The organism is Paracoccus onchidii (assembly GCF_028294535.1).
Lineage (GTDB): Bacteria > Pseudomonadota > Alphaproteobacteria > Rhodobacterales > Rhodobacteraceae > Paracoccus > Paracoccus onchidii.
In genome coordinates this window covers 86,677-112,127 of the sequence record NZ_JAQBIE010000012.1, presented here as the reverse complement: position 1 = coordinate 112,127, position 25,451 = coordinate 86,677, and the positions used below count along the sequence as shown (strand labels likewise).

Genomic DNA, 25,451 nt, shown 5'->3' with positions numbered 1-25,451 from the left:
ATGGCATGGGCGCAGGTCGGGGACCGAGGGACAGTATCAACGCTCGGAGGAGCAGGCATGAAAATCGAACGGCGCTTTACGACCGAACATGGTGGTGCATATGGCAGTATCGCCTTTACCGCGACCACCAGCGAGATCCGCAATCCTGACGGACAGATCGTCTTTCGCAATGACCATGTCGAGGTTCCGCAAGGCTGGAGCCAGGTGGCAAGCGATGTCATCGCACAAAAATATTTCCGCAAGGCCGGCGTTCCTGCCGCGTTGAAGCCCGTTCGGGAGAAGGGTGTTCCCGAGTTCCTGTGGCGCAAGGTCGCGGACGATGCCGCGCTGGAGAAACTGCCCGAGGCGGATCGCTATACGGGCGAGACGAGCGCAAAGCAGGTCTTTGACCGACTGGCCGGTGCATGGACTTATTGGGGGTGGAAAGGCGGGTATTTTTCCGAAGAAGAAGACGCGCGCGCCTATTTTGATGAAATGCGCCATATGCTTGCGCGGCAGATGGCCGCCCCGAACAGCCCGCAATGGTTCAATACCGGGCTGCATTGGGCCTATGGTATAGATGGGCCGTCGCAGGGTCATTTCTATGTCGATTTCAAGACCGGAAAACTGGTGAAATCCGCCAGTGCCTATGAACATCCCCAGCCACATGCATGTTTCATCCAATCGGTCTGCGATGACCTGGTGAATGAAGGCGGGATCATGGATCTTTGGGTTCGTGAGGCGCGGCTGTTCAAATACGGATCGGGGACAGGCACCAATTTCAGCAGCCTGCGGGCCGCAGGGGAAAGCCTGTCTGGGGGCGGGAAATCCAGTGGATTGATGGGCTTTCTGAAGATTGGCGACCGGGCAGCGGGGTCCATCAAATCGGGGGGCACAACGCGCCGCGCGGCCAAGATGGTCATCTGCGACATGGATCACCCGGATATCGAGCAGTTCATCAACTGGAAGGTCATCGAAGAGCAGAAAGTCGCATCGCTTGTAGCCGGGTCGAAGATGCATGAGCGGAAGCTGAATGACATCTTTCGGGCGATTCGCAGCTGGGATGGCGCATATGCGGCAGCCACGGATCCGGCCGAGAATGGCGGCTTGAAGAGCGCAATTCGCGATGCGAAACGGGCCATGATCCCTGAAACCTATATCAATCGCGTCTTGCAATACGCAGCGCAGGGTTTCGACAGCATCGAGTTTCCGACCTATGATACCGATTGGGACAGCGACGCCTATAACAGCGTGTCGGGCCAGAATTCGAACAACTCGGTCAGAGTGACCGACACATTCCTGCGTGCTGTTCGTGAGGATGCGCCCTGGGAACTGATCCGGCGCACTGACGGCAAAGTTGCCAAGACGGTATCGGCGCGCGAGTTATGGGAACAGATCGGGCATGCAGCCTGGGCCTGTGCCGATCCTGGGATCCAGTTCCACGATACGGTGAATGCCTGGCACACCTGCCCGGCCGATGGCCCAATTCGCGGAAGCAATCCGTGCAGCGAATACATGTTCCTCGACGATACGGCGTGCAACCTTGCCTCGATGAACCTGCTGACATTCTATCGGGACGGGCAGTTCCAGGCCGATGACTATGTTCACGCTACCCGTCTCTGGACGGTTACACTGGAGATCAGCGTGATGATGGCGCAATTCCCCAGCAAGGAAATTGCGCAGCGGTCATATGACTATCGGACGCTGGGATTGGGCTATGCCAATATCGGCGGATTGCTGATGAATATGGGCCTTGGCTATGACAGCGACGCAGGTCGTGCGTTGTGCGGGGCACTGACGGCGATCATGACCGGTGTGGCCTATTCGACCTCGGCCGAGATGGCCGCCGAACTGGGCGCATTTCCGGGTTATGCGCGCAATGCGGATCACATGCTGCGGGTTGTCCGAAATCACCGCGCCGCGGCCCATGGAACGGACGCCTATCAAGGCATCAATATCCGCCCGGTGCAATTGGATGCCGAGCATTGCCCCGACCAAAGCCTGATTGCCATTGCGCGCGAAGCCTGGGACGAGGCGCTGACGCTTGGCGAAGACCACGGATATCGCAATGCGCAGGCCACCGTCATCGCCCCGACAGGCACCATCGGCTTGGTGATGGATTGCGACACGACAGGGATCGAACCCGATTTTGCCCTGGTCAAGTTCAAGAAACTGGCTGGTGGCGGCTATTTCAAGATCATCAATCAATCCGTTCCCGCCGCCCTTGAGACACTTGGGTATTCCTCTGCGCAGATCGAGGAAATCATTGCCCATGCGGTCGGTCATGGCACGTTGGGCAATTGCCCCGACATCAACCACACCTCTCTGGCGGGACATGGTTTCGGAGCCGCCGAAATAGACAAGATCGAAGCCGCACTTGGCACGGCCTTTGATATTCGCTTTGTCTTCAACCAGTGGACATTGGGCGAAGAGTTCTGCCGTGGCAGCCTGGGCATTCCAGCGGAAAAACTGAACGATCCGACCTTTGATCTTCTGCGCCATCTGGGGTTCACCCGCGCCCAGATCGACGCGGCCAACGATCATGTCTGCGGCACCATGACGCTGGAAGGCGCACCGCATTTGAAAGCACGGCACCTGCCGGTCTTTGATTGTGCCAATGCCTGCGGAAAGAAAGGCACCCGTTATCTGTCTGTCGAAAGCCACATTCACATGATGGCTGCCGCGCAGTCTTTTGTTTCGGGCGCGATCAGCAAGACGATCAACATGCCCAACAGCGCCACGATCGGTGATGCGCTGGCCGCCTATGAGCTGTCCTGGTCACTGGGGGTCAAGGCCAATGCCCTGTATCGGGATGGATCGAAATTGTCGCAACCGCTGGCCTCGGCTCTGATCGAGGATGACGAAGAGGCCGAAGAACTCCTGATCAGTGGCAATCCGCAGGAAAGGGCCACCGTGATCGCCGAGAAGGTGGTCGAAAAGATCATCGTGAAAGAGGCGCTTCGCAATCACCGTGAAAAGCTGCCGCAGCGGCGCAAGGGCTATACCCAAAAGGCGATTGTCGGCGGGCACAAGGTGTATTTGCGCACGGGAGAATATGACAACGGGTCGTTGGGCGAAATCTTCATCGACATGCACAAGGAGGGCGCCGGCTTTCGTGCGATGATGAACAATTTCGCCATCGCCGTGTCGGTCGGGCTGCAATATGGCGTGCCGCTGGAAGAATTCGTGGATGCGTTCACCTTCACCCGATTTGAACCGGCAGGCATGGTGCAGGGCAATGACAGTATCAAGAACGCGACCTCGATCCTTGACTACGTATTCCGTGAACTGGCCGTCAGTTATCTGGACCGGACCGATCTGGCGCATGTCAAGCCCGAGGGAGCGCGGTTCGATGACATGGGCGGGGGCGAGGCCGAGGGTCAGAACCTGACGCCTGTCAGTGAACAGGCCGAGTTGAAATCGCTGACCATGCTGAAACAGATCAGCAGCGCGGGCTATCTGCGCAAGCGATTGCCCCAAGAGCTGATGGTCCTGCAGACCGGGGTTTCGGCTGAGCTGCAATCGGGAACCGCAATGGCGCAACCAGCAACCCCGGCTGCGTCGGTCGATGCCAGGGCCAAGGCCCGCATGCAGGGGTACGAAGGCGACCCATGCAGCGAATGCGGTAACTATACATTGGTTCGCAATGGAACCTGCATGAAATGCAACACCTGCGGCAGCACCAGTGGCTGCAGCTGATCGCGGGCGGCACCTTGGGGTGCCGCCACTATTTGTCAGGCCAAGGGCCGCGATGATGTCCGCGCCCCCTATCGATGCAGCCAGCCGCCCGGCAAGAGGCGCAGCCTGACCCAGCCCCCGCACCCCAATATCAGGGTGCGGGGGCCTTTTTCTGCACCCATCGGTGTCTTCACTGTACGGCGACGATGGGCAAGGGTGATTCGCTGTCACGAGCCCCCGCCCCTTCCATTGCATCTGAACCATGCGCCCTTTCGCGAAAATATTGCGTCCATGACGGCTGTTTTCTGATGGAAATTGCGTGCATCGCGGCGCGGCTTTACGAATGATCCTGTGCTTGCCAACCGCATCCAAGGCGGTTTTCTGACACTGTTTCATTGGCAGTTCGCCGCGAATTGCCTGCAATGGGAGGAAATCGGAATGGCCCTGACACTGACTGATTTGCAGGCCCCGCATGGGTTCGAGCGTCTGGTCGAGGCAAAGGACCAGAGCGCCGGGCTGCACGCGCTGATCTGTGTGCATTCAACCGTGCTGGGACCAGCTGCTGGCGGGTGCCGGATGTGGGCCTATGCATCCCCATCCGAAGCGATCCGGGACGTGACCCGGCTCGCCAGAGGCATGACCTACAAGAACGCGATGGCAGATCTGGGTTTGGGCGGCGGGAAATCCGTCATCATAGGGGATGCCAGACGCGACAAGACCCCGGATATGATGCGCGCCTTCGGACGCGCCGTGCAATTGCTCGAAGGGCGCTACTTTACTGCGGAAGATGTTGGCATCTCTCCTGCGGACATGGCCCATGCGGCGGAAGAAACAGAGTTTGCCGTCGGTCTTTCGACTGCCTCTGGCGATCCCTCGCCCTGGACCGCCGAAGGGGTGTTCCGTTGCCTGCTGGTTGGGGCGCAACATGTCTTTGGCAGCAATGATCTGCAAGGACGTCGCGTTCTGGTGCAGGGCCTCGGGCATGTCGGGTTGTCGCTGGCAGAAAAACTGCATGACGCAGGCGCCGATCTGATCGTGACAGATATCAATCCGGATGCCGTGGAAGATGCGCGCGTGCGGTTGAAAGCAGACGTCTGTGCACCCGATGCGGTCTTTGACCAGCAGATGGACATCTTCGCGCCCTGCGCCCTTGGCGGGGTGCTGACCGGTGATCACGTCGCGCGGCTGACGGCCCGGCTGGTCTGTGGCGCCGCGAACAATCAGCTTGCCACACCGACTGTCGGGCAGGACCTGATTTCCCGCAATATCACCTACCTGCCCGATTACGTCGTGAATGCCGGCGGCATCATCAGCGTGGCCAGCGAAATCCACGGAACTGGCAATGGCTGGCGACGCGCAAGGCTGGACGGAATTGCAGGTCGGGTTTCCCAGATGCTTGACCGCGCTGCCCAACATAATCGCAGCACCACCGAAATCGCCGACGAAATGGTGGAAACCATGCTTGCACGCAATAGCGCCGCCTAGGCGGCTTGTGCCCGGGTGGCGACGCCACCCAGCTTTGGCAGCCCTTCGATGGGGCTGTCAAAGCTTGCGCGCCGGGACGGATGCAACTTCGCCCCGAAGCCTCGCGCCGATGCTTGGCAAATCAGCGTGCGTCCGCCAGGACCGAGGCCAAAACCGATGTCTCGACATCATCGCTGACAAAGGCATTGCCGATGCCCCGCGCCAGAACGAAGCGCAACTGCCCGTCAACGACTTTCTTGTCCTGCGCCATCAATGAAATCAACGCGCTGTCATCAGGCAGCTCTCCGGGCACATCCCCCAGACGGGCCGGCATGCCCATCTGGCGCAAATGTTCCAGAACCCGGCTGGGTGCCTCCTGGCTGCAAAGCCCCATTCGCGCCGACAGATCGAAGGCAAGCGCGCAACCGATCGCGACACCTTCGCCATGCAGCAAGCGATCAGAATACCCCGTCGCGGCCTCAAGCGCGTGGCCAAAGGTATGTCCCAGATTCAACAGCGCACGCTCGCCCTGTTCGGTCTCGTCGCGGGTTACAACACCGGCCTTCATCCTTACCGAATGCGCCACGGCCTCTTGTCGCAAACCGGCATCCGTTCTCAGTGATGTGGCGTTTTCTTCCAGCCATTCGAAGAAACGCTCGTCCCCCAGAAGGCCATATTTCATCACCTCGCCATAGCCGGCCAGAAAGTCCCGGGGCGTCAGGCTGTCCAGGATCGCAATATCGGCCAGAACCAGCGAAGGCTGATGAAAGGCACCGATCAGATTCTTGCCGAATGCACTGTTGATGCCGGTCTTGCCACCGACACTGCTGTCGACCTGGGCCAGCAGCGTTGTCGGAATCTGAACAAAGCGCACGCCCCGGCGCAGGATCGCCGCCGCGAAGCCGACCAGATCGCCAATGACGCCACCGCCAAAGCCGATAACGATATCGCGCCGCTCAATCCTGCTTTCCAGCAACCATTCGACGGTCCGGGTCAGATGCGGCCAGCTTTTCGTACCCTCACCGGCGGGCAGGACAAGGACTTCGGAGCCGATCCCTTCGGCCTGCAAAGCCGACCGCAACCTTGCCAGATGCAGATCGGCCACGGTGTCATCGGTGACAATCGCAACCCGTGGCCGGGCCAGATACGGCGCGATTTCGCGCCCTGCACTGTCGATCAGCCCGGCACCGATGCGGACATCATAGGCGCGTTCGTCCAGGGGCACGTGAATGGTGACGGATTCGGTCATTTCAGCTCCAGAAGGTCAGGATACGCGGCGCGAATTTCTTCGATCAACCGCGTCGCGGTCGCTTCGACACTGTCGCCGCCGCGCGACGGGAAATTCAGATCGGCCAGTTGATAGACGGGATACCGCTCGTCGATAAGGCGGGCCAATGTGCCCTTGGGATCAGCGGTTTTCAACAACGGGCGCGTGCTGCGCTGCCGAACCCTGTGCCACAGCGTTTCCAGATCGCAGTTCAGCCAGACCGACAATCCCGCTTCGGCGATCAGATCGCGATTGCGTGGCTGCATCCATGCCCCGCCCCCCGTCGAAACGATCGAAGGCGGAGCCGCAAGAATGCGCGTCAGGATCTGCGTTTCCCGGCGCCGAAAGAACTCTTCGCCGTCCCGTTCGAAGATCTCGCTGATCGACATGGCCGCCGCAGCTTCGATTTCGGCATCCGAATCCGTGAAGTTCACGCCATAGCGTCGCGCGATCTCGGATCCGATCGCGGTCTTGCCCGCCCCCATCATTCCGATCAGCACGATATGACGCCCAAGCCGATGATTCATCCGCGCCCTCCTTTCTTCGCGTCACTGAATGGCGTGATCTTTCGGCAATTGCCATATATATTCCGACCGAACCGGCGCCGAAGCCGTCGGAATATGGCGAAACCCTGGGCGAATGAGGCAAAATTTCATGCGGTTGATCAAGCTTTTGGTGGTATTGATTCTGGCGGGTCTGATCGGGCTGGTCGGATATGCCTATCTGGGCGACATGGAGCCGCAGCGTCAGGAAGTGCGCAGTCCGGTGGGCGATGGGGCGGCGGGTGACTGATATCGACCCCACAAAGCCAACAGATCCCGCCCTGCGCGGGATTTCACCGACCCTGTCATGTCTGGCGGTGGCAGCACTGATGGCGTTGACTTCACCGGTTCACGCCCAGCAGCCGCTATCGGCCAGTGACTGGCTTTCGGGCAGCGTGCGCGGGCCCGTCCGCGAAAGCTCGGCCTGGCGGCCGACACCGCGCCCGCCCTCGGACAGCAACAGTTCGCCCGTCGCGGCCACCGGCTCGGTCAGTCCGGTGCTGGTGTCGCGCCTTGCGGATGTCGATCTGGATGCGGCGGGCATTGTCACGGCCCGCAAGGCCGGACTGCCCACGGGGTTGTGGGCAGGCAGCGACCCGACCGAACTGGCGGCGCTGGTGCTTTCGACCCCTGCCCGCCTGCCGGCGATGTCGAACCTGCTGACCCGTATCCTGACCGCGCAACTGACCCCGCCCACCGTGACCAACGCCCAACAGCGCGGTCAGCTGTTTCTGGCCCGTGCGGACCGGTTGCTTGACATGGGGGCCGTCGAACCCGCCGGTCGCCTGCTGCTTTCGGCGGCACCGGGCGACCCCGAGGTGTTCCGGCGCCTGTTTGATATTGCATTGCTGACAGGTGAGGAAAGCCGCGCCTGCCTGAAAATGGACGACACGCCGGGTGTTGCCCCCAGTTTTTCGGCCCGAATCTATTGCCTCGCACAGACCGGCGATTGGGCGGCTGCGGCGATCAGCCTGCGCGGCGCCGAAACCCTGGGCCTGCTCGATGCGCAGCAAGGCCTGTTGCTGACGCATTTCCTGGATGATGCCTTTGTCGATAGCGGCGAGCATCTTGCGCCATCCGACAGGATGACCCCGCTGGAATTTCGCGTCCACGAGGCCATCGGCCAGCCACTGCCGACCGGCAACCTGCCAATTGCATTCGCCCATTCCGACCTGCGCCTGAACAACGGCTGGAAGGCCCGGATCGAAGCCGCCGAGCGGCTGGCCCGCGCCAACGCCATTCCCGCCACAACGCTGCGCCAGATCTATGCCGAACAAAAACCGGCCGCGTCGGGCGGTGTCTGGGAACGTGCCGGCGCAATGCGCACATTGGAGGCCGCGATTGCATCGGGCGATCCACTCAGCGCCCTGCCCCGTGCCTTCGAGGAATTTCGCCGCAATGACATGACCCATGTGCTTGCCGCCATGGTCGCCGCGGATCTGCCCGGCGATGTTCAGGGCGAAGCCGGGCAGATCGCCGGATGGTTGCGACAATGGCAGGGTTTGCCGGTTCGCGATCCGGTGGAAATTCCGTCCGATCTGCGCTCTGGCCCTCTGCCCGCGCCATCGGATCGCGCGGCCGAGGCCCTGCTGTCGGCAATGACGGATATCGATGCGGGAATGGACGGCGCGGTGACGCGCGCGGCGCGCGGGCTGGCGACATTGAGGGCGCTTGGACTGCGGGAAGATGCCGATCTCGCCGCCGCGCAGCTGGCGTTGTTGCAGCAATTCAGGGACGCAGCCCAATGAACCAGTCTGACCTGCGCGCGATCTCGACCTTCCTGGATGCGATTGCGGCAGAGCTTGGGTCGTCGCAAAATACACTGATGGCCTATGGGCGGGACCTGCGCGATGTTGTGGACTGGCTGTCACAACGCAATTTGTCGCTGCGCTCGATCACCCGCGATGACATCGAAAACTATCTGTCAGATTGCGATGCCCTGGGCTTGTCACGCGCCACGCGCGCGCGACGCCTGTCCTCGATCAAGCAATTCTGCCGCTTTGCGCTGGAAGAAGGCTGGCGCGAAGATGACCCTGCCTTGCGGATTTCCGGTCCGGGCAACAGCAAGCGCCTGCCCAGAACATTGTCCCCCGAAGAGGTCGAAGCGCTGCTGGCCGCCGCCCCCACGCTTGGCCGGACCGATCGCGACAAGTGTCGGAACCGATGCCTGTTGGAGCTGTTATACGCCACGGGGATGCGGGTCAGCGAATTGGTCATGCTGCCTGTGGCCTCTTGCCGGGGGGACCCGCGTATCCTGATGATACGCGGCAAGGGAAACAAGGATCGCATGGTTCCGCTGACCGATCCCGCGCGTGACGCGCTGGCGGACTGGCTGGCCTGCCGCGACAACGCCCCCGAAAAGTCAAGCCTTGGGCGGCTGGTCGCGGGCAATGGGGCGAAATGGCTGTTTCCCGCACCCGGCAATGCGGGACATATGCCACGTCAAAGTTTCGGTCGGCTTCTCAAGGAGATCGCGATTGTCGCCGGAATTGATCCGACGCGCGTTACCCCGCATGTCATTCGCCACGCTTTCGCCACCCATTTGTTGCAAGGCGGGGCCGACCTTCGCAGCATTCAGACCCTGCTTGGCCATGCCGATCTGGGCACAACGGAAATTTATACCCATGTTCTGGATGCGCGCATGCGCGATCTGGTGCTGAACCATCACCCTTTGGCGCATCCTGCGCCATCAACCGACAGTGAACGTTAAGGAATCATGGACGACCCTTCGAGTATGTTCGACGCCGCCTTCTGGATGACAAGTGCGGCCATTTGTGTGCTTTTGATGATGTCGGGGTTCTTTTCCGGCTCGGAAACGGCACTGACCGCCGCCAGCCGCGCCAAGCTGAAATCGCGCTCGGACAAGGGCGATGCGGGCGCCGAAGTCGCGCTGAAGGTCACCGCCGACAATGAGCGTCTGATCGGGGCGATCCTGCTTGGGAACAACGTGGTCAACATCCTGTCCGCCAGCCTTGCGACGGCGCTGTTCACGCGGCTTCTGGGGTCCAGCGGTGTGGCGATTGCAACATTGGTCATGACGATTCTGGTGCTGATCTTTTCCGAAGTGATGCCCAAGACCTATGCCATCTCGGCGCCGGAAACCGTCGCCAGCACCGTTGCGCGGCCCATTCGCTGGGTGACGCTTGCGCTGTCTCCGATCGTGGCGGTGGTGCGTTTGATCGTGCGCGCGATCCTTTCGCTGTTCGGGCTGAAAACGGACCCCGAATCCAACATGTTCTCGGTGCGCGACGAAATTGCCGGGGCGCTTTCGATCGGCCATGCCGCGGGCGAGGTCCACAAGGAGGATCGCGATCGCCTGCTGGGCGCTTTGGATCTGGGCAATCGCACGGTCGAGGAAATCATGCGGCACCGTTCGGGCATCGAAATGATCAATGCCGACCTGCCCCCGTCAGAAATCCTCGATCAGGTCTTGCACAGCCCGCATACCCGCCTGCCCGTATACAAGGAAGAGCGTGAAAACGTCGTCGGCGTGGTCCATACCAAGGATCTGCTGCGCGCCGTGAACAAGGCGGCACGCGAAACGCCCGATCGCGATGCGGTGCAGGATCTGGACCTGATGTCGGTGGCGATGAAACCATATTTCGTCCCCGACACCACGGCGCTTGACGAACAGATGCGCGAGTTTCTGAAACGGCGCACCCATTTCGCCCTTGTCGTGGATGAATACGGCACGCTGCGTGGTCTGATCACACTTGAGGATATTCTGGAAGAAATCGTTGGCGAGATCGCCGACGAACATGACACCGAAGACGACCAGACCCTGATCCCGAATGCCCAGGGTGATTATACGGTCGATGGCGGCATGACGATCCGGGATCTGAACCGGCAACTGGACTGGACCCTGCCCGATGACGAAGCCAACACCGTGGCCGGGCTGGTCATTCACATGGCCCAGTCCATCCCCGATGCCGGGCAGGTCTTTTCGTTTCACGGCTATCGCTTCGAGGTGGTCACGCGCCGGGAAAACCGGATTACCCGCCTGCGGGTCCGCCGTTTGGCACCGCTGACCGCCAGCCGGGATTGAACGCCCTGAACCGACCAGCGAAGCCGTGCGGCGCTTGCAACCACGTCGCTTCGCCCCTAACACACCATCAACCGTTATCAGCCCAAAGGGACCGCCATGGATATCGACGCCCGCCGCAAAGCCGACCCCGAACATTGGAAATTGGCCAGTGCGATCCGCGTATTGGCAATGGACGCTGTCGAAGCCGCAAATTCCGGCCATCCCGGCATGCCGATGGGCATGGCGGATGTCGCTACCGTGCTGTTTCGCAACCACCTGAAATTCGACGCTGCGGCACCGCATTGGTTTGATCGCGATCGTTTTGTTCTGTCGGCCGGCCACGGTTCGATGCTGATCTATGCCTTGCTGCATCTGACCGGCTATCAGCAGATGACGATCGAACAGATCCGTAATTTCCGTCAATCGGGTTCGATCACCGCCGGCCACCCCGAATATGGTCATGTCGAGGGCGTTGAAACCACGACCGGCCCGCTGGGTCAGGGCATTGCCACAGCCGTCGGCATGGCAATGGCCGAAGAAGCAATGCGCGCAGAATTCGGGGCCGAGCTGTGTGATCACCGCACCTGGGTCATCGCGGGCGATGGCTGCCTGATGGAAGGTATCAGCCAGGAAGCAATCGGTCTGGCCGGCGCGCAGAAGCTGGGCCGTCTGGTCGTTCTGTGGGACAATAACGACATCACCATCGACGGACGCGTCAGCCTGTCTGACAAGACCGACCAGCGCGCCCGCTTCGAGGCGTCGGGATGGCGCGTCCTGTCCTGTGACGGACATGATGCCGCCGATATCGACCGCGCCCTGCGTGAAGCCGCTCAAGACGATGGTCGTCCGGTTCTGGTGGATTGCAAGACCATTATCGGTTTCGGTTCGCCCAACAAGGCCGACAGCGCCAAGGCCCATGGCTCGCCGCTGGGGGCCGAAGAAATCGCCGCCGTGCGCAAGGCATTTGGCTGGGATGCGCCGGCCTTTGAAATTCCTTCCGATATTGCAGCGACCTGGAAGGCCATCGGCAGCCGTGGCAACGAACACCGCAGCGCCTGGGAAAGCCGTGTCGGCGCGCTGAGCAATGATTCCCGCGACGAATTCACCCGCCGCATCGACAACAAGCCGAACGCGCAGCTGGCCGCCAGCATCACCGCGCTGAAGGCCAGGACGTCGGAAGAAAAGCCAAAGGTCGCAACCCGCAAGGCCAGCGAAAACACCCTTGCCGTCCTGAACCCCGACATGCCGGAAAACTTTGGCGGATCTGCGGATCTGACGGGGTCGAACAACACCAAGACCGCCGATATGGGCATCTTCTCTGCGGATAACCGCATGGGTCGTTATATTCATTACGGCATTCGCGAACATGGCATGGCCGCCGCAATGAACGGCATCTGGCTGCATGGCGGTTTCCGCGCCTATGGTGGCACCTTCCTGACCTTCACCGATTATGCACGCGGGGCGATCCGTCTATCGGCCCTGATGGGACTGCCCGTGACTTATGTCATGACCCATGACAGCATCGGCCTGGGCGAAGACGGCCCGACACACCAACCGGTCGAACATCTGGCGATCTGTCGTGCAACGCCCAACCTGCTGATGCTGCGTCCCTGCGACCAGGTGGAAACCGCCGAGGCATGGGAAATCGCGCTGACGCAATCAAACCGCCCCTCGGTCATGGCATTGTCGCGTCAGGGCTTGCCGACACTGCGCAGCACGCATCACGATGAAAACCTGTCAGCCAAAGGGGCCTATACCCTGCGCGAGGCCACTGGCGGCAAGCCCCAGGTCGTGCTGCTGGCAACGGGTTCCGAGGTCGAGATCGCTGTCAATGCCCGCGAAACCCTGGAAGCGGCCGGCACCCCGACGCGCGTGGTCTCGGTACCGTCGATGGAGTTGTTCCGCGCGCAATCCCAAGCCTATCGCGAAGAGGTTCTGCCCGCCGGGAATGTCCGCATCGCGATCGAAGCCGCGATTCGCCAACCTTGGGACTGGCTGCTGCTGGGTGAGCGCGGCCGCGAGGAAAAATCGGCTTTCGTCGGCATGAACGGTTTTGGCGCCTCGGCTCCGGCGCCCGAACTTTACAAGGAATTCGGCATTACGGCCGAAGCCGTGGTCGAGCAGGCGAAATCGCTGCTGTAACAACCATCCGGCGGGGCGACACAGATCGCCCCGCCGACACCCAAATTTGTTCGCCTTTCAGGCAAAGTGACGTCTTGCAACAGCGCGCTCAAGCGGCTAAACCGCAACAACTCTTGGATCAGCGGTGGGTTGGCGGAGAGGTTACGCACCGGATTGCAAATCCGTGTAGACCGGTTCGATTCCGGTACCCACCTCCAAGAGATTTCACCAATCGAGCAGCTTGATTACCGTTGGCAGACATCCTTGGCTGGTTCGCAAGCTCTGGGTGGCAGAAATCAACGGGCACCCCGCCATAGCATACTAAGCTCGGCCCGAATGATCGAACAGCTTGGTCGATGCATCAAGTCGCACTTGGAAACGGCTCAACGACATTCGTGACCTGGCGAAAAACAGCAGGCGGTCTCGGCCCGTAAATCTGTTTGAAACAACCGTCTTCAACCGTACGCAGCAACGAAGAAACTGTGATTTCCGGAGTTCGGCGGCATTGTTTACCCTCACCAGAGGATTGCCTTGACGCGTTGCAACCGTCAAACGCCGCCGCGACGACCGGTCAGAACAGCTGTGCAATCATCTCGTCGATTTCCGGGATATCTTCATTCATGCCCCGAACCGAACATCCACGACCTTGCTTGACGCCTCAACCAACAGGGAACCGTCGCGGTCGGGAATCCAGCGCCTTCATTTTCCGAAGACGTCGACGATTTGTTTATTTTGTTGTTTTAGGACGTTGAGTTTCATGTCGTATATTTTGCTGAGGACATCTGTTGTGATGACGTTTTCGGGTTTTCCGTCGGCGATGATTTTTCCGTCGCGCATTGCGATGATCCTGTCGCTGTGTCTTGCCGCGAAGTTGAGATCATGGAGGACGACGATGGCGGTTTTCCCGTGCTGGTCGACGGCGCGGCGCAGCAATTGCATGATGCCAACAGCATGTTTGATATCGAGACTGTTCAGGGGTTCGTCGAACAGGGCGTATTCGGTGTTCTGGGCCAGGACCATGGCGATGAAGGCGCGCTGGCGCTGGCCGCCCGACATCTCGTCAAGGAAGCTGTGCTGATATTCCTCCAGCGCGACCAGCTTGATGGCATGGGCGATATGGCGGACGTCGCACGCGTTCAGCCGCCCCCGCGAATGGGGATAGCGCCCAAAGCCGACCAGATCGCGCACGGTCAGGCGGGCATTGATGCTGTTGTCCTGGCGCAGCACCGCCAGCCGGCGGGCAAAGCGGTTGCGCGGCATGCGCAGGATGTCTTGCCCGTCCAGAATCACCTGCCCCCGTGTCGGGCGCTGCAGGCCGGCGATCATGCCCAGCAGGCTGGATTTTCCCGCGCCATTGGGCCCGATGATCGAGGTCAGGCCACCCTCGGGCAATGTCAGGGCGTCGACATCGACGACCGTGCGGCTGCCATAGTTCTGGCGCAGGTTTTTCAGCTCTATCATCTGGCTCGCTCGATCAGCAAAAGAATGAACAACAGCCCGCCAAGGAATTCGACGGCCATGCCGACCGTGCCGTCAAAGCCCAGCACCCGTTCCAGCACGACCTGCCCGACCACCAGCAGCAACGCCCCGGCCAGCCCGGCCACCGGGATCGTCTGGCGCAGCGGCGCCCCGGGCAGCATCCGATAGGTGGCATGGGCGACCAGCAGGCCAAAGAAGGTGATCGGCCCCACCAGCGCGGTCGAGGCCGAGACCAGCATGGTGACGATGGCAAAGACTTCCAGCGACAGGCGGCGATGGGACAGCCCGACCGACATCGCGCCCGATCGCCCCAGGATCATCACGTCGATGGCCGGCAGCCGCCAGAAGGCCCAGGCCGAGGCCAGCCCGATACAGGCCGCCGCCATGGCCTGCACCTGCGGGTCGGCGCCGCCGAAGCTGGCGAAGATGCGCCCCTGCAGCACCAGGAATTCTCCGGGGTCGATCATCCGTTGCAACAGCCCCGAGATCGACCGGAACAGCACCCCCAGAACGATCCCGACCAGCAGCAACAGCTCGAGGCTGCCCGCCACCCGGCGCAGCAGCAGGCCGTAAAGCCCCATTGCAAAGCCGGTCATGACCAGCACTTCACCCAGGAACACCCCCTGCACCGGCAGGATGTTGATCCGCTCGGAGCCGATAAAGAAGATCAGCAGCGTCTGGATCAGCACGAAGAGCGCATCGAACCCCATGATCGACGGGGTCAGGATCCGGTTGTCCGAGATCGCGTGGAACAGGATCGTGGACAATGGAACCGCCCAGGCCACAAGCAGCACGGTCAGCAGCTTTTCCCCCCGGTAGGGCAGGATGAACGACCAGTTGCCCGTGGCCCCCAACGTCATGAAGGCCGCGATCATCGCGATCAGCAGCAAGGCAAGACCGCCCCCCGCAAGGCGGCTGCGATTTCGGCGTGTCTCGGGGGTCATCGGGGATGTCTCTTCAGCAGGAGAAACAGGAACACCGCCGCGCCCAGCACACCCATCGTGGCCCCGATCGGCAATTCGAACGGGTAAAAGACCAGCCGGCCCAGGATGTCGCAGGCCAGGGTCACCGTCGCGCCCAGCCAGGCCACCATCGGCAAGGCCGTGCGCAGGTTGTCCCCCACCCGGCGCGACACCAGATTGGGAACGATCAGCCCCAGGAACGGGATGAACCCGACCGTCACCACGATGCTGCCGGCCGTGACCGCCACGATCGAAACCCCCAGCGCCAGCACCCGGCGCGGGTTCAGCCCGACCGAGCTGGCAATGTCATCGCCCAGCCCCGCCAATGTGAAGCGGTCGGCCGCGAACCAGGCCAGCGCCGTCACCCCGGCCGCCACGTATAACAACTCGTACCGGCCCGACAGCACGATCGAGAAATCGGCCGTCGTCCAGGCCCCCAGGGCCTGCATCAGCCCGGTCTGCCATGCGATAAAAGCCGAGATCGCCCCGATGACGCCGCCATAGGCAATGCCCAGCAATGGCGGCATCAGCGCATTGCGGCGCGGCATCGCGCGCAGGACCAGCAGGAACAGCACCGTGCCCAGCCATGACGCCACCGCCGCCATCGCCATGCGCGTCAGCGGCGCGGCATCGGGCAGAAAGATCACCCCCAGCAACAGGCCCAGGCAGGCCGCATCCACCGTGCCCATCGTCGAGGGTTCGACAAAGCGGTTCTGCACCAGGCGCTGCATGATCAGTCCGGTGATCGCCGAGGCCGTCCCCGCCAGCAGCAGCGCCAGCGTGCGCGGCAGGCGGCTGACCAGGAAGAGCTTGGCCGAAGCGGGATCGTTCAACAGCGCCGAAAGCCCGATGCCGCCGCTGCCCACCAGCAGGCTGGCCACCGCCAGCAGCGCCAGCAAGGCCAGCGCCAGAACCGGCTGCCAGACCGGCATGGCCCGCAACCCCGGCTCGTCCGCTGCGATCGATCCCGTCATCACGGCCTATTGCGCCAATGCGTCCGAGAGCTGCGCGACACTGTTCTCGACAGCCGTGATGCTGGCACCGACGATATACCAGTCGACCGGGTCCAGATACAGGATCTGCCCCGATTGCGCGGCCCTGGTGTCATTGACCAGCGGATTGTCCAGCATCTGCGCGGCGGGCTGGCCATCGCGCCCGATCGCCGCGTCGCGGTCAATCACGAAGATCCAGTCCGGATCGCTTGAACGGATGAATTCGTTGGAAATGGGCTGGCCATGATTGCCCGCCTTGATATCGGTCACCGCAGGCGCAAAGCCGAACGCGTCATAAAGCACCGCGAAACGCCCTTCGGCGCCATGGGTGCTCATTCGTCCGCCGGTGGTCAGAACCGTCAGCGCGGTCCCCGCATCTTCCGCCAGGTCATGCAGATCTGCAACCTGTGCGTCCAGATCGGCCAGCGCAGCCTCGGCCTCGGCCTCGCGGCCATAGATCGCGCCCAGGGTCCGGGTGTTGCGATGGATGCTGTCGATCACCGCGGTCGGATCAGGGGTCAGGTCAATGGTCGGGGCAAGCCCGGCCAATTCGTCATATTTGGCCTGCGAACGCCCCGACACGATGATCAGATCGGGTTCAAGCGCCGCAATCGCCTCGATGTCGGGCTCGAAAAACGTGCCGATCTCGGCATAACCGTCACCGGAATATTGCGACAGGTAATCCGGCTTGATGCCGTTGGGCACCCCGACCACATCGCCACCCAGAGCCGAAATCGTGTCCAGCGCCGCAAGGTCCATCGTCACGACCCGCAAAGGCCCCGCCTCAAGCGCAACCGGCCCCCGCGCCGTCTCGACCGTCACCGGCCCGGCATGCAGCGCCGTCGCCCCCATGAACGCACAAAAAGCGCCAGAAAAATATCGCATCATCCACCCCGTCAGAATTCAAGCACAGCGAAAAAACAAAAATGACCATAAAGCCAAAATTGCATTCCCGACCGTTTTCGTGGAGTATTGGCAGCAACCGCATTTTGCAAGGGCCACGATCGCCATCCGACAGGAAATTGCACATCCAGCGACGAGGGAAACCACGTCTTGAATGATTTGCGGGTTCTCCCGAATGTCGTCTGCCCGCGTTCAACGAAGGCCAGAACTGCCAGCGGCAAGCCGGATGGCCGCTTAGACGTCATTGGTGCAGACTGCAACATGGATGGGCGTACCATTCGCCCGGATAGTTGAACCGGTGACAATCAGATCCGGTCTTTTTGAATACTTCCGCGAGCGCCCGATCGTGTTGTTTGGCATCGAGGGTGAAATTTGAGGGCGATCCACTTGTTGCATCAATTGTGAAGTCAACGTCACCGAATTGCTGATCACCCGTCTGTTTTTCCAAGATCATGCCACTGATTTCACGACTTCCGGCGCGCAGCATGTGTCGCCGCATCCAGCGGGTTACATCAGCCTTCAGCCACAGTTGCATCCGCAGACTCCTTGTCAGGCACATGGTCCTACAGAAGCTGCAAGAGCGATTCGGCTCCAACAGATCCGCTGGCTCCCCCTGACCCGACAGGTCGCAAATCGATGGATGAGCTGCCCCTGGATTTGTAGACGCTTTCGAACCCCACCGGCGCGGCCCAAGGCCGCGCAAAGGAGCCGCGCACGGAAACCTTCGTTTCCGATGCTCGACGCAAGAGAAGGCCGCGCTTCGGGCTAAAGCCGAAGCGGCAGGTCTGCCAGCCGCCGAGCTTCTGCGGGAGCACGCAGTCTTGGCGGCGCAAACCCGCGCCCCAGGTTGACCCTTCTCTCGTTCTGGCCGTGGCGCGCTACGGCGGAAACCTCAACCAGATCGCGCGTTGGCTGAACACGGCGACACCCGCGTGATCTACGCGGGCTACATCGAAGCGCCAAACTGGAACGTCTCGCTGCATATGGCTCAGCATGAACGCTTGGTTGGCTTCGAGACATTCGAGAAGATTCAGGCACGCCTGAAAGGGACGGCAAAGGCTCCTGCTCGCAAGAACATCAACGAAAATTTCCCGCTGCGGGGCTTCATGCTTTGTGATGATTTACGTGTCGATCAGCAATGTTCCGCGATGCGTGGGATATGCGCCTTACTCAAGCATCTGAGGACACGAAGGGCGAGAAAGCGAAGATCAAGCAAACTGAAAAGCAGGTCGATCAGCTCCTTGATCGGATTGTCGATGCCAACAGAGATTCCGTGATTTTTGTTTATGAGAAGCGCATTGCTAAGCTGGAGCGCGAGGAAGTTCTCGCCAAGAGTGGCAAACCCCGCCACACCTTTGAGGTGTCGTTCGAACACGCCATGCGTTTTCTCTCAAACCCTTCGAGTATATGGCAGAATTCAGATTTAACCCTAAAGAAAACCGTCCTTGGGTTGGCGTTTGTAGAGCCTTTGCCCTGCCGCCGAAACCAAGGACCTCGAACACCTAATTTAGCCTTACCGTTCAAGGCTTTAGGCGACATTCTCGGTCAAAAATATAAGATGGCGCACCCGAGAGGATTCGAACCTCTGGCCTCTGCCTTCGGAGGGCAGCGCTCTATCCAGCTGAGCTACGGGTGCCTGAGCATTGCATAACCGCGTGGCGCGGGCTGTGCAATGCCCAATTCAGTCCTTTCGAACGATGGAAAACCCGGCCATCGCCGCATAACCTCGGACCAGAGCTTCGCGGTCGTGACGCGGCAACACTGTTTCGATATCGTCAAAACCGCCCGGAGCCAGCTTTTCGACCGCATCGATCACCCCTTCCGGGCCGCCAATGCGATTCTGGGCGACCAGATCGGAGGTCTTTGGCCGGCGATCCTGTTCATAGGCCCATAGCCCGGCACGAGGATGTGGTTGGGATTTCAATGCGTCGGCCAGGGATTCTGCATCAAGCACCGCTTGGCTGGCACCGTTGGAGCCGACGGGATACATCGGATGGGCCGCATCCCCAAGCAAGGTAATCCGGCCAAATGTCCAGCGCGGCAGGGGGTCACGATCGGCCATCGGATATTCATAGATGTCATCGGTCGCGCGCACCAATGCCTCGATGTCATAATCGGGAATGATGAACCGGCGCGCGAATGGCAAGACGGTCGCATGGGCAACCTTGCGCGTCCAATTATCAGGGGGCGGACCACTGATCGCGGGATCCTTGGTGCGGACATTCACCACCCAGTTCATCAACTGCAATCCATCGGCCTCGGGTGGCGCGATAGGATACAGGACCATCTTGGCGCCGAAACCTCCGCCGATCGCCATTTCGGTGCCGCCGCGCCATGCCGGGGCATGGGCTGCCCCGCGCCACATCGACACACCATTCCAGGACGGGGCCCCCTCGTCGGGATAGAACTGTCTGCGCCCGGCCGAGTGAATGCCGTCGGCGCAGATCAACACATCGCCGCGAACCGTTTCGCCCGGCCCGCCGGCACCTGAATCGAGAAACTGCGCCGTGACACCCGCCTCATCCTGAACGAAACCCGCCAGCCGGCGACCACACCGGATGGCATCCGGCCCCAAGCGTGCAAGCACGGCATCATGAAGGATCTTTTGCAGCCTGCCACGATGAATCGAAAATTGCGGAACATCATGCCCGGCCAGCATCCCCCGAGGTTCATCCCAGACCAGCTGGCCATTTCGCGTGTAATAAAAAAGATGCGAAGTGCGCACGGCATGCCGATCCAGATCCGGCAGCAGACCCAGTGCCTGGAAACGGGCGATTGCATGGGGCAAGACATTGATCCCCACGCCGACCTCGCGTACCTGCGGGGCGGTTTCCCAGATGCGGCACGGAATGCCCCGCGCATGCAACATCAATGCGGTGGTCAAACCGCCAATCCCGGCCCCCGCAATCAGGACACGCATCAGTCCTGATCCTCGGGCGGCAGGAAATCCACCTCATGCGCGGCAGACACGGCGACCACATCGGCGGGGTTCGGATTGGGGCCCAGATTGTGCAGCGCCCAGAACAGATCAAACAACCTGCGTGACGGCGACACCCAGAACAGGCATTTGATGTCGCTGTCCTGTTTGTTGAAAATGCCATGGGCCTTGCCCATCGGCAACCGCACAAGGTCACCCGGTTCCGCCCTGAGTTCCGCACCGTCCAGCCACAGGTCAAAGCATCCGTCCAGGATGTAGAGAAACTCGTCCTGAGTGGGGTGAATATGTGGCGGCACAAAGGTGCCCTTGGGCAATGTGGCATGCCAGGACAACGAATTTTCACTGTGCTGTTTGGGAATGTAGACCTGCCCCAGAATATTCCAGGTGATCCCGTCCATTGCTTCGGTCGCGCGCGTCACTCCGGCTGGCATCGTCATTGAGCTATCTCCTTCAGACATTCAGAAAGCGTTCCTTGATCTCGGGCGTATTGCGCAGGGCGTCATTGTCTCCGCTCCAGACGACGCGTCCCTTCTCGATCACCACATGCCGGTCGGCAAAACGGGTCAGCGCATCGACATTCTTGTCGATGATCAGGATCGATTCGCCCGCCATTTTCAATTGTGTGAGACAGGCCCAGATTTCATCGCGGATCAGGGGCGCAAGCCCTTCGGTCGCCTCGTCCAACACGACAAGACGCGGATTGGTCATCAGCGCGCGTCCAATAGCCAGCATCTGCTGTTCGCCGCCAGACAACTGATTGCCCATATGGGACATGCGTTCACCCAGGCGAGGAAACAAGCCCAGCACCTCGGCCAAGGTCCAGCGTCCGGGCTGCGCAGTCGCGATCAGATTTTCCCGAACGTTGAGATTGGGAAAAACCTGCCGCCCTTCGGGGACCAGGCCAAGGCCGGCGCGTGCAATCCGGTGGGCGGGGGCATTGGTCATGTCAACGCCCGCAACCCGGACATGCCCCGCCCCGGCCGGCAACAGCCCGAAAATCGTCGAAACCGTCGTCGTCTTGCCCATACCGTTGCGCCCCAGAAGGGTCACGACCTCACCTTCGGCCACGTGAAAGTTGATGTCGAACAGAACCTTGCTTTCGCCATAGGCAGCCTGAAGCCCTTCAATCTGCAACATCGCCAGCCCCCGCGCTTTCTTCGCCCAGATAGGCTTGCCGGACCTTGGGATCAGCCCGGATGATGTCAGGGGGGCCTGTCGCGATGATCTGTCCATACACCAGCACACTGACCCGATCGGCCAGCGAAAACACCGCCGCCATGTCATGTTCGATCAGCACCAGCGTCACCTGACCGCGCAGGCTGTGCATCACCTCGACCAGCCTTTCTGCCTCTTGGCCGCTGGTGCCCGCAAGGGGTTCATCCAACAACAACAGGCGCGGACGCGTCGCCAATGCGATCGCCAGTTCGAGTTGCCGCTTTTCACCATGTGACAGGCTGCCCGCGCGGAAAAAGGCCCGATCGGCGATGCCGACCCTGTCCAACGCCTCCAGGGCCTGGTCATTCAGACGATTTTCCTGATCGACAGGACTGAAAAAGCGAAAGCTGCTGCCGGTTCGCGCCTGCACAGCGGTTGCCACATTCTCCAGCGCGGTAAAGCCCGGCAGAATCGAAGTGATCTGAAAGCTGCGGGAAATCCCCGCGCGGACCCGGCGATGCATTGCCATGCCCATCATCTCGGCGTCGGCGAAGCGGACGGACCCGCCATCTGACAGGCTCTCGCCCGACAGTTGCGCGATCAATGTCGATTTACCGGCTCCGTTGGGGCCGATAATAGCGTGAATTTCGCCTTCTTCGACGGTCAGATCCAGATCGTCCGTGACCTTCAACGCACCATAGGCTTTGCGCAGATTGCGGACCTCGAGCAGGCTCATGTCCGCCTCCTGAACAGGCCACTCAGCCCATCGCGCGAATACAGGACCACCATCACGAGAATGACCCCGAACAACAGCGGCCAATGTTCGGTCAGTATCGACAGCCATTCCTCCAGCAGCAGCGCAACCGTCGCCCCCGCCACTGCGCCCAACAGGTTACCGACCCCGCCAAAGACCACCATCACGACCAGTTCGCCCGATCGGTGCCAATCCATGAATGCCGGCGAGACATAATTGGTCTGATTGGCCAACATCACCCCCGCCACGGCCGCCATGCAGCCCGAAATCACGAATGCGGTCAGTTGATAGCGAAACGGCGAAAAACCTATGGCGCGCATCCGCACCGGATTTTCACGCGTTCCCGTCAAGACCCGCCCGAAACGCGATCTCGTGATGGCCACCGCCAGCAGATACAATCCCAACAGCAAGGCAAAAGCGGTGTAATAAAGCGCCCGGTCGCTTTCCAGAACCGGTTGCCCGAACAATGTCGATCTTTGGGCCAGCGTCACGCCGTCATCTCCGCCATAGGCTGATAACGAAACGAAAAAGAAATAGCCCATCTGCGCGAAGGCCAGGGTGATCATGATGAAATAGATGCCCTTGGTTCGCAGCGAAATCGCACCGGTAATCGTGGCGAAAATCGCAGCACCCGCGATTGCCGCCGCCAGGTGCAGCCCCAGATCGGTAATGCCCGCGCGGCTGAGAATGGCAACACTATAGGCCCCGATCCCCAGATAGGCTGCGTGACCAAAGCTGACCAGCCCGCCATATCCAAGGATCAGATCCAGCGCCAATGCGGCGATGGCATAGGCGATAATCCGGGTCGCGATGACCACCAGATAGCTGTCATCCAGTGCATCCGCCAGAAAGGGCAAGATCGCGAATGCCGTGAACAACGCCGTTGCGGCCCAGGCACGTGTGGGAATGATCCTCATGATTTCGCCCCGAACAACCCGGCCGGGCGCAATGCCAGAATGATGGCCATCAGGATATAGACCAACATCGGCGCCAGCACCCTGCCCGCCTGCGAGGCCGCGGATGGGTCCATGATCGCCCGCAACAGGATCGGCCCGAAGCTGCGCCCCAGCGTATCCACCAGCCCGACCAGAATGGCCGCGGCGAACGCCCCCTTGACCGATCCGATACCGCCGATCACGATCACCACGAATGCCAGGATCAACACGCTTTCCCCCATTCCGGGATCAACTGTCAGGATCGGGGCAACCATAGCTCCGGCAAAGCCCGCCAGCATGGCACCGAAGGCAAAGATGATGGTGAACAACGATCTGATATCGACCCCCAGAGCCGCGATCATGTTGCGATTGGCGGCCCCTGCCCGCAATCGCATACCGATACGTGTTCGGGTAATGACCAGCCACAGCCCCAGTGCCGTCAGCAAACCCGCACCGATGACGACCAGCCTGAAAACCGGATAACGCAACGGGCCAATCAGGGGGACCGAACCGGACAGAAATTGCGGGATCTCGACCGAAAGCGGCGCCGAACCCCAGATCATTTCCACGGCTTCGCTGATGATCATCACCAGGCCGAAGGTGGCCAGCACCTGGTCCAGATGGGGGCGGTCATACAGCTTGCGAAACACCAGAATTTCCAGAACCAGCCCAACCATCAACGTGGCCGGCAGGGTCAACAACAACCCCAGCCCATAGCTGCCCGTGACCTGACTGAACGTCACTGCCAGATAGGCCCCGACCATATAGATCACACCATGGGCAAGATTGACGAAATCCATGATGCCGAACACCAATGTCAGGCCGGCGGCAATCAGGAAAAGGAGGATGCCGAACTGCATCCCGTTCAGAAGCTGAAGCAAAAACAGGTTGGTCATGCGCGATCCTGGCAAGGCCGGGGCCTGCTGGCCCCGAGCCAGTGCTTATCCCATATCGCAATCAGAAACGTAGTTATCGGCGTAATCGTCAAAGATCTTCTTGACGATCGAAGTCGCAAACTGCCCGTCCTCGCGTTGAACCACCTTGGTCAGATAGAAATCCTGAATCGGGTAGTGATTGGGACCAAAGCTGAAATCACCGCGAACCGACGTGAACGGGGCCGTCTCGAGCGCGGCAATCAGGGCATCCTTGTCCTGAACGCCGCCTGCTTCGCGAATGGCGCCATCAATCAGATTGGCGGCATCAAAAGCCTGCATCGCATATGTGGCCGGCACCTTGCCGTATTTTTCTTCGTATGCAGCAACGAACGTCTTGCTTTCGGGGGTATCGGTATCAGGCGCCCAGTTCGAACCGGCAAAGAACCCCAGCGCGGCATCCTGCTGCGCGGGCAAGGTCGATTCATCAACCGTAAAGGCCGAAAGGAACGGAATGGTATCCAGTCCGGCTTGCCGATATTGCTTAACCAGATTCACGCCCATGCCGCCGGGCATGAAGGCAAACACGGCGTCTGGCTGCATCGCCGCGATCTGGGCCAGCTCGGCCGAATAGTCCAGCTGCCCAAGCTGGGTGAAGATTTCACCGGCGAAGCCGCCCGAATAGCTGTTCTTGAACCCTGCCAGACTGTCCTTGCCCGCCTGGTAATTGGGCGCCAGCAGGAACACATTGTCATAGCCCTGTTCCTGCGCATATGCGCCCATGACCTCGTGCATCTGATCATTCTGATACGAGGTGACAAAGAAATTCCGGTTGCAATCCGCGCCCGCGAAATTCGAGGTGCCGGCATTGGGGCTGATCAGGATCGCGCCACTATCGGTCACAGGTTTCTGGATCGCGCCGAGAATATTCGAGAATATCGGCCCCACAACGATGTCCACCTCGTCGCGCTCGACCAGTTCACGGGCCTTGTTGGCGGCAATGTCAGGCTTTTGCTCATCGTCGACCACGATGATCTCGGTGTTCAGACCGCCGATATCGCCAATCTGCTCAGCCGCCAGAAGAAACCCGTCGCGGCCCATTTCGCCCAGAACCGCCGCCGGGCCGGACAGCGTGAAGATCAATCCGATCTTCAGGGTTTCCTGATCCTGCGCCGCTGCAGGACCTGTCAGCATCGTCGTGGCCACAAGGGCCGCCAATAGCTTGCGCGAATGGGTCATGTCCATCTTCCTGTTGGGATAGCCGCGTTCGCCGCAGCCCGTTCTGTTCTCTACCAGAGCGCACCAAGGAAGGGGTATGTGTCAAGAATTTATTACAGGCTTAAAATAATTTCGGGCCGCAGTACGGCCCGAACATCCCGATTCGGC

At 60.7% G+C, this 25,451-nt stretch carries 22 protein-coding genes, 2 tRNA genes and 1 pseudogene; 10 read left to right on the top strand and 15 right to left on the bottom strand.

The annotated features are described in order from the left end of the window. Nucleotides 1-57: 57 nt before the first annotated feature. Together PAF17_RS11195 and PAF17_RS11190 are read left to right on the top strand one after the other, a co-directional pair. Entirely contained in the window at nt 58-3,678 is a 3,621-nt protein-coding gene (locus PAF17_RS11195) for a vitamin B12-dependent ribonucleotide reductase (protein ID WP_271889187.1), read from the top strand. Nucleotides 3,679-4,095: 417 nt separating this feature from the next. Continuing rightward, complete coding sequence (locus PAF17_RS11190; RefSeq protein WP_271889186.1) at nt 4,096-5,142, top strand: Leu/Phe/Val dehydrogenase; 1,047 nt, start codon at nt 4,096-4,098, stop codon at nt 5,140-5,142. A gap of 121 nt (nt 5,143-5,263) precedes the next feature. Here PAF17_RS11190 and aroB read toward each other — a convergent pair whose 3' ends face one another. Then, nucleotides 5,264-6,370 carry a 3-dehydroquinate synthase gene (gene aroB, locus PAF17_RS11185; protein ID WP_271889185.1) on the bottom strand — a complete coding sequence of 369 codons (1,107 nt, stop codon included), beginning with the start codon at nt 6,368-6,370 and terminating at the stop codon, nt 5,264-5,266. Continuing rightward, nucleotides 6,367-6,915, bottom strand: a complete 549-nt coding sequence (locus tag PAF17_RS11180) for a shikimate kinase (protein ID WP_271889184.1) — start codon at nt 6,913-6,915, stop codon at nt 6,367-6,369. Before PAF17_RS11180 ends, aroB begins: the two co-directional genes overlap by 4 nt. A 127-nt stretch (nt 6,916-7,042) precedes the next feature. Here PAF17_RS11180 and PAF17_RS11175 point away from each other — a divergent pair, with 127 nt between their 5' ends. The 6 genes from PAF17_RS11175 (at nt 7,043) to PAF17_RS11150 (ending at nt 13,293) form a co-directional block, all read left to right on the top strand. Next, entirely contained in the window at nt 7,043-7,180 is a 138-nt protein-coding gene (locus tag PAF17_RS11175) for a hypothetical protein (protein ID WP_271889183.1), read from the top strand. Next, nucleotides 7,173-8,678 (top strand): hypothetical protein, encoded by a 1,506-nt coding sequence (locus tag PAF17_RS11170; RefSeq protein WP_271889182.1) that lies wholly within the window; start codon nt 7,173-7,175, stop codon nt 8,676-8,678. Before PAF17_RS11175 ends, PAF17_RS11170 begins: the two co-directional genes overlap by 8 nt. Further along, nucleotides 8,675-9,640 carry a site-specific tyrosine recombinase XerD gene (locus tag PAF17_RS11165; protein ID WP_271889181.1) on the top strand — a complete coding sequence of 322 codons (966 nt, stop codon included), beginning with the start codon at nt 8,675-8,677 and terminating at the stop codon, nt 9,638-9,640. Before PAF17_RS11170 ends, PAF17_RS11165 begins: the two co-directional genes overlap by 4 nt. Before the next feature lie 6 nt (nt 9,641-9,646). Continuing rightward, entirely contained in the window at nt 9,647-10,975 is a 1,329-nt protein-coding gene (locus tag PAF17_RS11160; RefSeq protein ID WP_271889180.1) for an HlyC/CorC family transporter, read from the top strand. A 96-nt stretch (nt 10,976-11,071) separates the two neighbouring features. Beyond that, nucleotides 11,072-13,096 carry a transketolase gene (tkt, locus tag PAF17_RS11155; protein ID WP_271889179.1) on the top strand — a complete coding sequence of 675 codons (2,025 nt, stop codon included), beginning with the start codon at nt 11,072-11,074 and terminating at the stop codon, nt 13,094-13,096. Nucleotides 13,097-13,219: 123 nt separating this feature from the next. Next, nucleotides 13,220-13,293, top strand: a tRNA-Cys gene (locus PAF17_RS11150). Nucleotides 13,294-13,774: 481 nt separating this feature from the next. On the opposite strand, the gene PAF17_RS11145 is transcribed toward PAF17_RS11150, so the two are convergent. From PAF17_RS11145 to PAF17_RS11125, 5 genes are all read right to left on the bottom strand, one after another. Further along, nucleotides 13,775-14,536, bottom strand: coding sequence for an iron ABC transporter ATP-binding protein (locus PAF17_RS11145; RefSeq protein ID WP_271889178.1), 762 nt, complete (start codon nt 14,534-14,536; stop codon nt 13,775-13,777). Next, complete coding sequence (locus tag PAF17_RS11140) at nt 14,533-15,498, bottom strand: iron chelate uptake ABC transporter family permease subunit (protein ID WP_271889177.1); 966 nt, start codon at nt 15,496-15,498, stop codon at nt 14,533-14,535. The genes PAF17_RS11145 and PAF17_RS11140 overlap by 4 nt, the downstream gene beginning before the upstream one ends. After that, nucleotides 15,495-16,490, bottom strand: a complete 996-nt coding sequence (locus tag PAF17_RS11135; protein ID WP_271889176.1) for an ABC transporter permease — start codon at nt 16,488-16,490, stop codon at nt 15,495-15,497. Before PAF17_RS11135 ends, PAF17_RS11140 begins: the two co-directional genes overlap by 4 nt. A 6-nt stretch (nt 16,491-16,496) precedes the next feature. After that, entirely contained in the window at nt 16,497-17,393 is an 897-nt protein-coding gene (locus tag PAF17_RS11130) for a siderophore ABC transporter substrate-binding protein (protein ID WP_271889175.1), read from the bottom strand. 259 nt (nt 17,394-17,652) lie between these two features. Next, on the bottom strand, nt 17,653-17,946 hold the full coding sequence (locus PAF17_RS11125) for a hypothetical protein (protein ID WP_271889174.1): 294 nt from the start codon (nt 17,944-17,946) through the stop codon (nt 17,653-17,655). Between the two features lie 232 nt (nt 17,947-18,178). Between PAF17_RS11125 and PAF17_RS20180 the strand changes: the two are divergent. Then, nucleotides 18,179-18,262: pseudogene (locus tag PAF17_RS20180) on the top strand (hypothetical protein); the annotation flags it as partial. 57 nt (nt 18,263-18,319) lie between these two features. Then, entirely contained in the window at nt 18,320-18,688 is a 369-nt protein-coding gene (locus PAF17_RS11120; protein ID WP_271889173.1) for a hypothetical protein, read from the top strand. A gap of 282 nt (nt 18,689-18,970) precedes the next feature. Here PAF17_RS11120 and PAF17_RS11115 read toward each other — a convergent pair. From PAF17_RS11115 to PAF17_RS11080, 8 genes are all read right to left on the bottom strand, one after another. Further along, nucleotides 18,971-19,047 (bottom strand) — tRNA-Arg (locus PAF17_RS11115). 45 nt (nt 19,048-19,092) lie between these two features. Beyond that, nucleotides 19,093-20,331, bottom strand: coding sequence for a flavin-dependent oxidoreductase (locus tag PAF17_RS11110; protein WP_271889172.1), 1,239 nt, complete (start codon nt 20,329-20,331; stop codon nt 19,093-19,095). After that, nucleotides 20,331-20,786 carry a cupin domain-containing protein gene (locus PAF17_RS11105; protein WP_271889171.1) on the bottom strand — a complete coding sequence of 152 codons (456 nt, stop codon included), beginning with the start codon at nt 20,784-20,786 and terminating at the stop codon, nt 20,331-20,333. Before PAF17_RS11105 ends, PAF17_RS11110 begins: the two co-directional genes overlap by 1 nt. Nucleotides 20,787-20,799: 13 nt before the next feature. Continuing rightward, nucleotides 20,800-21,486, bottom strand: coding sequence for an ABC transporter ATP-binding protein (locus PAF17_RS11100; RefSeq protein WP_271889170.1), 687 nt, complete (start codon nt 21,484-21,486; stop codon nt 20,800-20,802). Beyond that, on the bottom strand, nt 21,473-22,240 hold the full coding sequence (locus tag PAF17_RS11095; protein WP_271889169.1) for an ABC transporter ATP-binding protein: 768 nt from the start codon (nt 22,238-22,240) through the stop codon (nt 21,473-21,475). The genes PAF17_RS11100 and PAF17_RS11095 overlap by 14 nt, the downstream gene beginning before the upstream one ends. Continuing rightward, a complete protein-coding gene (locus PAF17_RS11090; RefSeq protein WP_271889168.1) occupies nt 22,237-23,175 on the bottom strand; it encodes a branched-chain amino acid ABC transporter permease in 939 nt (312 codons plus the stop codon). The genes PAF17_RS11095 and PAF17_RS11090 overlap by 4 nt, the downstream gene beginning before the upstream one ends. Continuing rightward, the gene (locus tag PAF17_RS11085) at nt 23,172-24,089 is read right to left on the bottom strand and encodes a branched-chain amino acid ABC transporter permease (protein WP_271889167.1); all 918 of its coding nucleotides are present in this window, start codon (nt 24,087-24,089) and stop codon (nt 23,172-23,174) included. The genes PAF17_RS11090 and PAF17_RS11085 overlap by 4 nt, the downstream gene beginning before the upstream one ends. Nucleotides 24,090-24,134: 45 nt before the next feature. Next, the gene (locus tag PAF17_RS11080) at nt 24,135-25,304 is read right to left on the bottom strand and encodes an ABC transporter substrate-binding protein (protein WP_271889166.1); all 1,170 of its coding nucleotides are present in this window, start codon (nt 25,302-25,304) and stop codon (nt 24,135-24,137) included. Nucleotides 25,305-25,451 lie beyond the last annotated feature (147 nt).

Coding starts and splice junctions, on each gene's coding strand:
- PAF17_RS11195 (WP_271889187.1), top strand. CDS start 58: ATGAAAATCGAACGGCGCTTTACGACCGAACATGGTGGTGCATATGGC.
- PAF17_RS11190 (WP_271889186.1), top strand. CDS start 4,096: ATGGCCCTGACACTGACTGATTTGCAGGCCCCGCATGGGTTCGAGCGT.
- aroB (WP_271889185.1), bottom strand. CDS start 6,370: ATGACCGAATCCGTCACCATTCACGTGCCCCTGGACGAACGCGCCTAT.
- PAF17_RS11180 (WP_271889184.1), bottom strand. CDS start 6,915: ATGAATCATCGGCTTGGGCGTCATATCGTGCTGATCGGAATGATGGGG.
- PAF17_RS11175 (WP_271889183.1), top strand. CDS start 7,043: ATGCGGTTGATCAAGCTTTTGGTGGTATTGATTCTGGCGGGTCTGATC.
- PAF17_RS11165 (WP_271889181.1), top strand. CDS start 8,675: ATGAACCAGTCTGACCTGCGCGCGATCTCGACCTTCCTGGATGCGATT.
- PAF17_RS11160 (WP_271889180.1), top strand. CDS start 9,647: ATGGACGACCCTTCGAGTATGTTCGACGCCGCCTTCTGGATGACAAGT.
- tkt (WP_271889179.1), top strand. CDS start 11,072: ATGGATATCGACGCCCGCCGCAAAGCCGACCCCGAACATTGGAAATTG.
- PAF17_RS11145 (WP_271889178.1), bottom strand. CDS start 14,536: ATGATAGAGCTGAAAAACCTGCGCCAGAACTATGGCAGCCGCACGGTC.
- PAF17_RS11140 (WP_271889177.1), bottom strand. CDS start 15,498: ATGACCCCCGAGACACGCCGAAATCGCAGCCGCCTTGCGGGGGGCGGT.
- PAF17_RS11135 (WP_271889176.1), bottom strand. CDS start 16,490: ATGACGGGATCGATCGCAGCGGACGAGCCGGGGTTGCGGGCCATGCCG.
- PAF17_RS11130 (WP_271889175.1), bottom strand. CDS start 17,393: ATGCGATATTTTTCTGGCGCTTTTTGTGCGTTCATGGGGGCGACGGCG.
- PAF17_RS11125 (WP_271889174.1), bottom strand. CDS start 17,946: ATGCAACTGTGGCTGAAGGCTGATGTAACCCGCTGGATGCGGCGACAC.
- PAF17_RS11110 (WP_271889172.1), bottom strand. CDS start 20,331: ATGCGTGTCCTGATTGCGGGGGCCGGGATTGGCGGTTTGACCACCGCA.
- PAF17_RS11105 (WP_271889171.1), bottom strand. CDS start 20,786: ATGACGATGCCAGCCGGAGTGACGCGCGCGACCGAAGCAATGGACGGG.
- PAF17_RS11100 (WP_271889170.1), bottom strand. CDS start 21,486: ATGTTGCAGATTGAAGGGCTTCAGGCTGCCTATGGCGAAAGCAAGGTT.
- PAF17_RS11095 (WP_271889169.1), bottom strand. CDS start 22,240: ATGAGCCTGCTCGAGGTCCGCAATCTGCGCAAAGCCTATGGTGCGTTG.
- PAF17_RS11090 (WP_271889168.1), bottom strand. CDS start 23,175: ATGAGGATCATTCCCACACGTGCCTGGGCCGCAACGGCGTTGTTCACG.
- PAF17_RS11085 (WP_271889167.1), bottom strand. CDS start 24,089: ATGACCAACCTGTTTTTGCTTCAGCTTCTGAACGGGATGCAGTTCGGC.
- PAF17_RS11080 (WP_271889166.1), bottom strand. CDS start 25,304: ATGACCCATTCGCGCAAGCTATTGGCGGCCCTTGTGGCCACGACGATG.